A 9,854-nucleotide genomic window follows, 5' to 3' on the forward strand; every position below is an offset into this window, starting at 1 on the left:
TACGGGGCTGGTTGGCGGTGGGGTGAGCCGGGGGCGGGGGGAAGACGAGAGGGATGCGGTCCGGGCGGGCGGACAGCGGGAAGGTCCCGGCCCGGCCCTCGCGTCGCGCGTGGCCCCGCCCCCGGCTCGGTCAGATGCCCCAGCGCAGGGCCGGGGTGTTCACGGGCGCGTCCCACAGGGACAGCATGTCGGCATCGGCCTTGCACACGGTGAGAGAAACACCCGCCATGTCCAAGCTGGTCACGTAGTTGCCGACGAGGCTGCGGGCGACGACCACACCCTTGTCCGCGAGTGCGGCGGCAACCTCGTTGAAGACCACGTACAACTCGATGAGCGGGGTGCCGCCCAGACCGTTGACCATGACGATGGTCTTGTCACCGGCGGTCAGCGGCTGGTCTGCAAGGATCGCGTCCAGCGCGGTCGCCACGATCTCCTTGGCGGGGCGGAGTTTCTCGCGTCGGCGGCCAGGTTCGCCGTGGATGCCGACGCCGACCTCCATCTCGTCCTCGGGCAGGTCGAAGCCGGGCTTGCCGGAGGCCGGGGTCGTGCAGGCGGTCAGAGCGACGGCGAAGGAACGGGAGGCGGCGTTCACCCTCTTGGCCATCTCCGCCACGGCGGCGAGGTCGGCGCCGTGCTCGGCGAGCGCGCCGACGATCTTCTCGACGAAGACCGTGGCTCCGGTGCCCCGGCGCCCGGCGGTCCAGGTGGAGTCCTGGACGGCGACGTCGTCGTCGACCAGGACGGTCTCCACCGTGATGCCCTCCTCGGCGGCCAGTTCGGCGGCCATCTGGAAGTTGAGGACGTCACCGGTGTAGTTCTTCACGATGAACAGCACGCCCGCGCCACCATCGACGGCCTGGGCCGCGGCCAGCATCTGACCGGGCACGGGAGAGGTGAAGACCTCGCCGGGGCAGGCCGCGTCGAGCATGCCGCGCCCCACGAAGCCGCCGTGCAGGGGTTCATGCCCGGATCCGCCGCCGGAGACAAGGGCGACCTTGCCCGGCTTGGTACCCGCGGCGCGGGCGATCACCCTGTTCTCCGCGTCGACCTTCAGGCCGGGGTGGGCTGCGGCGATCCCCGCCAGCGCCTCGGCCAGCATCGCTTCAGGGGAGTTGATGAACTTTTTCATGACAGGACTCCTTCAGGCAGAGGCGGTCTCGGCCAGCTGGTTCTCGGCCGCACCTGCGGTGGCAGCCGAGCGGCGGGCGTTGAGGGCGGTGTAGAGGACGCCGGCGGCAACCGCGCCGAGCACTTCGGCGGCTATGTAGACCGGCATCTGATTCCAGTGGACGGTGCCGTCGAAGAGCTGGCCCGTGATCATCGGGCCCAGCGTCCTGGCCGGGTTGATCGATGCCGCCGTGGCCGGCGCCACCGGGATGATGATCGCGAAGACGCCGAGCCCGATGGCCAGACCGGCGAAGCCGCCGGCCGCGCGGCGGTCGATGGCACCGAAGACGATGAGGGCGAGGATGAAGGTGCCCACGGCTTCGGCGAAGAACGCCTGGCCGGCGCCGACTCCGGTGCCGTAGGCGGCGATGCCGAGTCCGACGTCGACCGCCTTCTTCCCCAGCACCCCGACGATCGCAAGCGCTCCCAGCACCGCCCCGGCCACCTGGGCCGCGATGTAGCCGGGGACGTCTCGCCAGGGCATCTTCTTCGTCGCGGCCAGCGCCAGGGTGATGGCCGGGTTGATCTGGCAGCCGGAGATATGGCCGATCGCATAGACCATGGCGATGACGGCGGTGGCGAAGGCCAGCGAGATCATTCCCAGCTGCGCCATGGTGAACGGGGCGTCGCCGCCGACGATGAGCGTCGCGGGGACCGAGCCGACGCCGATGAACACCAGCACTGCGGTGCCCAGCATCTCGGCCACGAGCTTCTGTGGGTAAGTGTTTTCTTCCATGGAAGGCGCCCAGCGCCGAGCGGCGGCTTGGGCGTCTCACCTCCTCCGCGTGGAGCGGGATGTGAAGGGAGGTGGCCGCCAGGTGGTCAGGGTCGGGCAACCTGGCGGCCGCTCAGGGGGAAGCCGGGGAGCTTAAGCCTCCGGCCGCAGATCGTTCACTATGGATGAACGTTGTTCCGGAAATTAACGCCGCGTTTCCGGCCTGTCAAGAGGTTCGGCAAGCCCTGGCGTTTCCCGTCGACACGAAGAAGGCCCCTCGACGGCTGCCGAGGGGCCTGAATGAGGGGCGGGCGGACGACCGCCACCGCGGGGGCAGGTCAGGTCATCGTGCTGCGTGCGGCCGCCCCACGGGGGGCGCCCAGATCGCGGGAGAGGTTGCGGGCGGTCTCCCGAACGGCGACCGCAAGCTCCTGACGTGCCGATTCGGCGAGCAGCCGCTCCACGGGGCCGACGATGCCGAGAGCGCCGACCGCCTCGCCGGAGCGGTCGAAGACGGGCGATGCGATACCCGCGTCCCCGATCGCGGACTCCTGATCCTCGATCGCATACCCCGTCCTGAGGACCTCCTTCAGCTGACCTGCCAACTCCTCCGCATCGGTGATGCTGGCGCCGGTGAGCACCGCCGGCTCATCCGCGAGCAGCCGCTCACGCTCGCCGGCCGCAAGGAAGGCCACGATGGCCTTGCCCAGAGCACACGTGCTCCACGGGATGCTGGCGCCCACCTCGAGGATCTGCACAGCCCCCTCAGGCCGGAAGGCATGGTGCACCACCAGGACGTGGTCACCGGTGAGCACGGCCACCCACACCGCCTCGTTCGTCCGGTTTGCGAGCTGGTCCGCCCAGGTCAGCGAGCGGGTGCGCAGCTCCTGGGTGTCCAGGTAGGCGTTGCCCAGCTGCACCAGGCCAGGTCCGAGCTGGTACTTCGAACTGTCCCGGTCCTGCACCACCAGCCCGTCGGCCTCCAGCGTGCGCAGCAGCGCATGCACGGTCGGCTTGGCCACGCCCAGACGGTCGGCCAACTCGGTCACTCCGAGCCGGGGCCCGGTGGACGCGAGCTCCCGCAATATCTGCACCGCCCGCTGCACCGCCTGCACCATCGAAAATTTCTCCCTGGTTCACTATTGCTGAACAGCGTTCTGACATCTACGGTGATTGTTCATGAGCGCATCTGTCGGCATCGTACTCGTGTCCCACAGCGCCGAGCTCGCCTCGGGCCTTCGCCTGCTGGTGGAGCAGATCGGCTCCGACACGGTTCCCCTCGCCACCGCCGGAGGCACCGACGACGGCCGGATCGGCACCAGTTACGACCTCGTCCTCGCCGCCATCCGCAGCGTCGACCGCGGAGCCGGCGTCGTCGTCCTGCCCGACCTCGGCAGCTCCGTCCTGACCGCCCGCACCGTCCTGGAAGACCATCCCCGCCCCGACGTCCTGATCGTCGACGCACCCTTCGTCGAGGGAGCCGTCGCAGCCGTCGTCACCGCCGCTTCCGGCGCCGACCTGAAGACCGTCACAGACGCAGCCAAGGAGGCCCGCAATGTCCACAAGCTCTGACACCACCACGAGCGCCACGACCGCGCCCAAGCACGAGATGGCCGTCGTCCTGCCCGCCAACCTCCACGCCCGACCCGCCGGCCAACTCGCCCGGGCCGCAGCGACATTCACCAGTGTCATACAACTGGAGTACGCCGACCGGACGGTCAATCCGACCGGTGTCCTCGCCGTCATGGGCCTGGGCGCCACTGTCGGAAGCACCGTGACCGTCCATGCCGAGGGCGACGACGCCGAACAGGCCGTCACAGCGTTGGCCCAGATCCTCGCCACCGCCGAGTGACCGACCGCCACCAGCGGCACGAAACCAGCCTCGGCTTCCGACATGAGAAGCAAGGACCAGTGGAGGTGGCCGAGGATGAGCGTCCCCGCCACGAACACGTCTGACAACACGTCCGACGCAGAAGTGGCCCAGCCCTCGCGAGCCGAGTTGGTCTGCGCACTGCCCCACATCCCCGAGGCCGTCTCCGTCGTACGCCGACGGGCACGCACCGTCCTCACCCAGTGGCGCGTGCCCTCCCCGACCTCCGCCGACGCCCTCCTGGTGATCTCGGAGCTGACCACCAACGCGATCGTCCACGCACTGCCGCCGGCAGTGCTGCGTTTGTCCCTGCCCGAGGCCGGTGGCCGCCGCGCCCTGCGCATCGAGGTCACCGACTCGGGGCCGCTGCCTCAACGACGCTCGTCGCACGACAGCCCCCACCCTGCCGAACACCGGGAAGACGGTCGCGGGACCGGCATCGTCGCGGCCCTCTCCGCACGACACGGAATATCCCGCCACTCCGAGAGGACCACCCGATGGGCGGTTCTCCCGATGAGGGCTTGACCAGCCGTGGACGGCAGCCACACCCCTCTGGGGACGTCGCGGGAGGCCACGAGGAACGGCCGAACCCACGAGGTGCCGACTGGTGCCGCGGCGCCATCCGGCAGACACGATCACTTGGTGTGCCCGGTCATCGACCCGGCAGCGTGCCCACTGCGGCACAGCCGGCCCAGCGCACCGTCGCTCGGCTCACCGTGCGATCCGGGACGGACGGCCGGCTCCTCGGCCCAAGCCCCCGAACAGAGACGCCACGCGTGCGCGATGCGTGAGCGGACGGCAGATCACAAGCCGACACCGTCAGGGCCGATCGTCCTACCGGGCGGCGCTGACCTGCGAGGACGGCAACACCCGGCACGGGCGAACACCCTCCGGCAAGGATTCGATCCCACTCCTAAAGCGGGTGTCGCAGGTTCGAATCCTGCCGGGGGCACCACAAAATTGCAGGTCAGCGCACCTGAAGGCCTTCCAGGGAGCCTCTTTGGAAGGCCTTCAGGTGCGAAATGGGAACGCCCTGGGAACATTGAACGGCGCGTTTTTCACATTTCGGACATTCGTTAACGATCTGACAGCTGGCCCCCGGCCTCCGTGCCAGACGAGCCTCAGGAGACGCCGAACTCCCGGCATTGGGCCTTGGAGATCTCGCAGTGGGCGGGGACCCCAGACGTAGCGGCCCACGCTCGTTGCGTGATCACGCCGTAAGCCCATGCTTGACTGGGCTCAACAGCGCGTTGGCGAGGGATCCACGACGGAAGCCGTCTGCGGACCTCCCGGGGGAGAACGTGCCAACGATCCATTGCGACACCACACAAGCGGCGGCCCACCTTGAGCCGGAGAAGGCCACGGCGAAGGCAGCGGCCCCGGCGAAGCCCGAGCCGTGTGTCCAAGCGGGCGCAGTCCACCGCGCAGGAAGCCGAGCCGAAGAAGAGACCGGCAACCCCGGTCCCGGCGCGCCGCGAGCACGGCCGCCAAGACGAACTAAGACTGTGTCCTATGTGGCGAGTTGGGCGTTGACCGGGCATGGGGAGTAACGACTGGGGGTGGATCGCCCCGGACGGTCTGTGGGATGTCGTCCGCCCACTGTTACCGCCGCCGCGGGTGCGTCCGCAGGGCTGTGGGACGCAGAACCCACCTGATGAGGCGGTGTTCGCGGCCATCGTCTGCGTCCTGGAAAGCAGCTGCGCCTGGCAGGCTCTGCCGCGCGCCACGCCGACAAGACACCCCATGCAGCTGTCGGGTCAAGCAGCTGCTGAGAGTGGAGCTGGGGCGGAGGTGCTGAAGGCGATCGCTTCGTCGAACTTCTGGCGATTGGTCAGGCAGTGGTGGAGCTGGCCGAGCATGCAGTTGAACAGATTCCGGAGGGCCGCGTGGTAGTGGTCGCCGGTGTCCCGTCGGCGGTTGTAGTGGGCGTGTGCGCCGGATGAGGCGGTCAGCGCGGCGATTGCCCAGTGTCGGCCGGTCGCGGCCAGTCGGTTGTTCTTGATCCGGCGGTGGGTGACGTGGCGGCTCTTGCCGGACTGGCGGGTCACGGGTGCGCTTCCGGCATAGGCCTTCAGATTGCCGGCGTGGGTGAACCGGGCGCGGTCGTCGCCGATCTCGGCGAGAATCCGTGCACCGGTGAGCGTGGCCAGGCCGGGGAAGCTCGTGATGATCTCGGCATCGGGATGCTGCAGGAACAGCTCTTCTGTGTCGGATGCCAGGTCATCGCATGCCTGGCAGGCTGCGTCGAGCTGGGCGAGGAGGGCGAGTGTCTGCCGTCCCATTGCCTTCTCGACCAGGGCAGGTTGACGAAGCCCGCTCTGGCGGAACACTTCAAGCAGCCGGTCGGTCTCGGCCTCGATGCGGCGTTGGCGTCCGGCCCTGGTGACGGCGGTCCTCAGCCGTCCGCGGGTCAGTCGGGCGGCCTCCGCCGGAGTGGGCGCGATCGCCAGGATCGTGCGGGCCTCCCGGGACAGCAGCCGCTCGCGCTTCGCTGCGAATGCCTCGAGGATCGCGGGGTAGTACTCGCGCAGGTGTGATCGGAGTCGGTTGTGAGCGCGGGTGCGGTCCCAGACCGAATCCTGCTGAGCCCGCGCGAGGACGGCAATGGCCCTGACCAGGTCCGAGTCGGTCGGCAGCGGACGATGGAACTCGGTGTCCGTGCGCAGAATGTTCGCCAGGACAACCGCGTCCTGGTGGTCGGACTTCTTCCGGGAGACAGTGTGCCGGTCACGGTATCGGGCGACGGCCATCGGATTGATGGCATAGACCCGACGTCTGGAGGCCCGCAGGCAAGCGACCAGCAGTCCCCGGGAGGTCTCGATCGCCACCGGGATGGGATCGTCCGGGCTGTCACCGTGCTCGGCGAGCAGATGCAGCAGGTCCTGGAAGCCCGCCGCGTCATCGCTGATCCTGAGTTTGCCGAGCAGCCGGGCGTCCGAGTCGACCACCGCAACATCGTGGTGGTCCTCAGCCCAGTCAATTCCGCAGGTTGCGTGCACGACGCGCTCCTTTCAGGGCTTCGCTGTCGGTCGGCATCGAGCCGCGGCAGAACCACCCGGCGACCTAATAGAAGCGCTCTCGGGCGCACCACCCCATCAGCCGTCCGTGGCCCCAGCCCTGCCCAAAGTCCTCGCTCTCGTGAAGACCTCGAAGGCTCTGCCCAATTGGGAGGTGGCTCTGGGAACGGCTCGGATCACGGCACGGTACGGCGACTGGAGTCGATATGGCAGGGGCCTGAACCGCGTCCGTCTTGTCGAAGCACTCCAGGCGCTGCGTATATCCCAGACGTCTCGCTCTGGCCCCTGCCGACCGACCCAACCGGCCAACCCACGTGCCTATTAGGCGTACGACATCCCCGACGCGGCAAAACGCATCGGCGTCCGCATCGCCTGCAAAGGCATCGAGTCCAGCGAACGCCTGGGCCGCGATCACCCTCATGACCAGGCGCATCAGCCGCCGCCAATCCCGCATGGCCGGTCAGCCGAAGTCCCGCGAAGCCCAGCGGGACTGATCATTCTCACGGTGCCCGCAGGCACTTTGGCCGGGAGCGGCCCGCCACGGCTGCCACCGCCCGTCGGCGGATTCGGCCGCGCACGGCGGGCGCCTGGCTGATGATGCGACGCGGCGAGCCGGAAGACCAGGCGCTCGACATCGGGTGCTCAAGGTTGTCCTGGCCCTGGCCCAGGGGCGGTGCTGGGCGCCTGGGCCACGGGCGGTGTCAGTTGTTGACGCGGTCCATGAAGGCTTCGGGGTAGCGCGGGCCGGCGGCGGCGCCGGGCGGCATGGCTGCCTCCAGGGCGGCGAGCTGGTCGGCGTCGAGGCGGATGTCGGCGGCGGCGGCGTTCTCCTCCAGGTAAGTGATGCGCTTGGTGCCGGGGATGGGGACGATGTCCTCGCCCTGGTGGAGCAGCCAGGCCAGGGCGAGCTGGGTAGGGGTGTGGTCGGCTTCGGCGGCCAGGGTGCGGACCCGCTCGGCCAGCTTCAGGTTGTTCTGCAGGTTCTCGCCCTGGAAGCGGGGGTCGAAGCGGCGGTAGTCGTCGGGGGCCAGGGAGGCGGTGTCGGTGATCTTGCCGGAGAGGAATCCGCGACCTACGGGCGAGTAGGGGACCACGGTGATGCCCAGTTCGCGGGCGGTGGGCAGGATCTCGTCCTCGAGTCCGCGCTCCCACAGCGAGTACTCGCTCTGGAGGGCGGTGATCGGGTGCACGGCGTGGGCGCGGCGCAGGGTGTCGGCGTTCACCTCGGACAGTCCGATGTGGCGGATCTTGCCCGCTGCGGCGAGCTCGGCCAGGGCGCCGACGGTGTCCTCGATCGGTACGGCGGGGTTGCGGCGGTGCAGGTAGTACAGGTCGATGTGGTCGAGGCCCAGTCGCTGCAGTGAGGCGTCGACGGCCTGCCGCGCGTATTCGGGGGTGGAGTCGACGGTGAAGGTGGTCCTGTCGGCGTTGGCCCGGGATCCGAACTTGGTGGCCACGACGGCTTCCTCGCGGCGCCGTCCTGCCAGAGCGCGGCCCAGGAGGCCTTCGTTGTGGCCAGCTCCGTAAACGTCGGCGGTGTCGAGGAGGTTCACGCCGATGTCGAGTGCGTGGTGGATGGTGGCAACGGACTGGCTGTCGTCGGTGGCTCCGTAGAACTCGGACATGCCCATCAGGCCCAGGCCTACCGCGGACACGGAGGGGCCGCCGGTGCCAAGGGTGCGCTGCTTCATGTGATGTCTCCTGGTTCGGTAGCGATGAGAACAAACTTATGCTTCATAATCATTATTGTCAATCGTTGTAGACGGTTATAACTTCATCTAGGGTGAGACGCATGACGCTCACCCCTGACCCGCTGACCTCCGAGGTGACCGCTCTCTTCGCAACGATCACCGACCGGTACACCCGCGAATACGAGTCCGCGGCTGCCCACCACGGCCTCACCCCGCAGCAGGTCAAGGTGCTCATCGCCCTGGAAGGCGCCGCGCTGCCCATGCGGCGCATCGCCGAGCGCCTCGGCGCCGAGCCCTCCAACCTCACCGGCATCGTGGACAAGCTCCAAACCCGTGGCCTGCTCGAGCGCCAGCCCGACCCCGGCGACCGGCGTGTCAAACTCCTGGCAATCACGGACACCGGCAAAGAGATGGCCGAGGATCTGCTCGACCGCCTCCGCTTCGCCCGCGAACCGCTCGCGGCCCTCGACGAGAACCAGCGACGCGACCTGCGCGACCTGCTCCAGCTCATGGCCGGCACATAAGAGCAGGAATTCGCCTCTGCCTTGCCGACCAGGCCGGGCAGTCGGTCGCCGTCCGGCGCAGAGCGCACAGCCGCGGCTGAGGAATCCAGGCCCGGCACCCGCTCCGGCGCCGACCGCCCGCGAAGCCCGGCAGCCCGGACACCCGTGCCGTCGACGCCCACCTCGTCGGCGTCTGTACTGCCGCACGTATCCATGCCGAGCACAACGGCCGCACCACGACACTTCCGCTACTGCGTAGCGACGGGCTCTTCCATCTGCGCCGGCTACGGTCCCGCAACGGACGGGCACGGGTCAGCGTGATCGGGGCGATGAGTGCACCGCTCGGCGGGGACCGGCTCCAGCTCGACGTCAAGAGAGGCATCCAGGCCCCGTCCCGATCGCCCGAAGGCGGTGTCGCCCGTACTTCAAAGCATCTGCGGTGCTCAATGGAACCGGGCTGGGCGACGAACCTGCGTAGATACCTCTGCCAACTCTCGAAGACCGTCGCCATGCCCTCAGACTGGGAACCTGATGGGAACAGCAAGACAAAGAAGGCCCGCGAAGGATCGCGAAAGATCACTCCCCCGCCTTCCCCCATCAGGCGGATGACCTGCGAAAACAGCGAAACATCAAGCCAGATCAGGCAAGACGAGTGAGCTTATGATCATGCTCCTAAAGCGGGTGTCGCAGGTTCGATCCTGCCGGGGGCACAGTGCCTGACCAGGCACGGAGCTTCGAACAGCCCCCTCGGAGTGATCTCCGAGGGGGCTGTTTTCGTGTGTGCGGGGACGTAACGCTAGAGGTTGTCCCGTAACCGGTGGGGCGGTTGGTGCGTTGGCTGGGCATGGGTGGGGTGATCTCAGCGGATGATCCGAAGTGGATCGAGCCGTT

Annotated in this window: 9 protein-coding genes and 2 pseudogenes; 6 read left to right on the forward strand and 5 right to left on the reverse strand. The window is 68.5% G+C overall.

Annotation, left to right across the window (positions count from 1 at the left end):
* Positions 1 to 130 precede the first annotated feature (130 nt).
* The 3 genes from dhaK to ACIA8X_RS29510 form a co-directional block, all read right to left on the reverse strand.
* Positions 131 to 1,129 carry a dihydroxyacetone kinase subunit DhaK gene (gene dhaK / locus ACIA8X_RS29500; protein WP_399459520.1) on the reverse strand — a complete coding sequence of 333 codons (999 nt, stop codon included), beginning with the start codon at positions 1,127 to 1,129 and terminating at the stop codon, positions 131 to 133.
* 12 nt (positions 1,130 to 1,141) lie between these two features.
* Complete coding sequence (locus ACIA8X_RS29505; protein WP_399459521.1) at positions 1,142 to 1,903, reverse strand: MIP/aquaporin family protein; 762 nt, start codon at positions 1,901 to 1,903, stop codon at positions 1,142 to 1,144.
* Between the two features lie 317 nt (positions 1,904 to 2,220).
* Complete coding sequence (locus tag ACIA8X_RS29510) at positions 2,221 to 3,000, reverse strand: IclR family transcriptional regulator (RefSeq protein WP_399459522.1); 780 nt, start codon at positions 2,998 to 3,000, stop codon at positions 2,221 to 2,223.
* A gap of 61 nt (positions 3,001 to 3,061) precedes the next feature.
* Here ACIA8X_RS29510 and dhaM point away from each other — a divergent pair, with 61 nt between their 5' ends.
* From dhaM to ACIA8X_RS29530, 4 genes and pseudogenes are all read left to right on the forward strand, one after another.
* Positions 3,062 to 3,454 carry a dihydroxyacetone kinase phosphoryl donor subunit DhaM gene (gene dhaM / locus ACIA8X_RS29515; RefSeq protein WP_399459523.1) on the forward strand — a complete coding sequence of 131 codons (393 nt, stop codon included), beginning with the start codon at positions 3,062 to 3,064 and terminating at the stop codon, positions 3,452 to 3,454.
* Positions 3,438 to 3,734, forward strand: coding sequence for an HPr family phosphocarrier protein (locus tag ACIA8X_RS29520; RefSeq protein ID WP_399459524.1), 297 nt, complete (start codon positions 3,438 to 3,440; stop codon positions 3,732 to 3,734). Before dhaM ends, ACIA8X_RS29520 begins: the two co-directional genes overlap by 17 nt.
* A 75-nt stretch (positions 3,735 to 3,809) precedes the next feature.
* Complete coding sequence (locus ACIA8X_RS29525) at positions 3,810 to 4,277, forward strand: ATP-binding protein (protein ID WP_399459525.1); 468 nt, start codon at positions 3,810 to 3,812, stop codon at positions 4,275 to 4,277.
* A gap of 1,014 nt (positions 4,278 to 5,291) precedes the next feature.
* Positions 5,292 to 5,474 (forward strand): annotated as a pseudogene (locus ACIA8X_RS29530) (transposase); the annotation flags it as partial.
* Between the two features lie 35 nt (positions 5,475 to 5,509).
* On the opposite strand, the gene ACIA8X_RS29535 reads toward ACIA8X_RS29530, so the two are convergent.
* The gene (locus tag ACIA8X_RS29535) at positions 5,510 to 6,751 is read right to left on the reverse strand and encodes an IS110 family transposase (protein WP_399459526.1); all 1,242 of its coding nucleotides are present in this window, start codon (positions 6,749 to 6,751) and stop codon (positions 5,510 to 5,512) included.
* A 343-nt stretch (positions 6,752 to 7,094) separates the two neighbouring features.
* Here ACIA8X_RS29535 and ACIA8X_RS29540 point away from each other — a divergent pair.
* Positions 7,095 to 7,178 (forward strand): annotated as a pseudogene (locus ACIA8X_RS29540) (IS5/IS1182 family transposase); the annotation flags it as partial.
* A gap of 292 nt (positions 7,179 to 7,470) precedes the next feature.
* Here ACIA8X_RS29540 and ACIA8X_RS29545 read toward each other — a convergent pair.
* Complete coding sequence (locus ACIA8X_RS29545; RefSeq protein WP_399459527.1) at positions 7,471 to 8,460, reverse strand: aldo/keto reductase; 990 nt, start codon at positions 8,458 to 8,460, stop codon at positions 7,471 to 7,473.
* Positions 8,461 to 8,561: 101 nt separating this feature from the next.
* On the opposite strand from ACIA8X_RS29545, the gene ACIA8X_RS29550 reads away from it, so the two are divergent.
* Positions 8,562 to 8,984, forward strand: a complete 423-nt coding sequence (locus ACIA8X_RS29550; protein ID WP_398986709.1) for a MarR family winged helix-turn-helix transcriptional regulator — start codon at positions 8,562 to 8,564, stop codon at positions 8,982 to 8,984.
* Positions 8,985 to 9,854: the final 870 nt, after the last annotated feature.

Origin of the sequence: Streptomyces sp. NPDC051738, from assembly GCF_044453205.1 — a bacterium.
GTDB lineage: Bacteria > Actinomycetota > Actinomycetes > Streptomycetales > Streptomycetaceae > Streptomyces.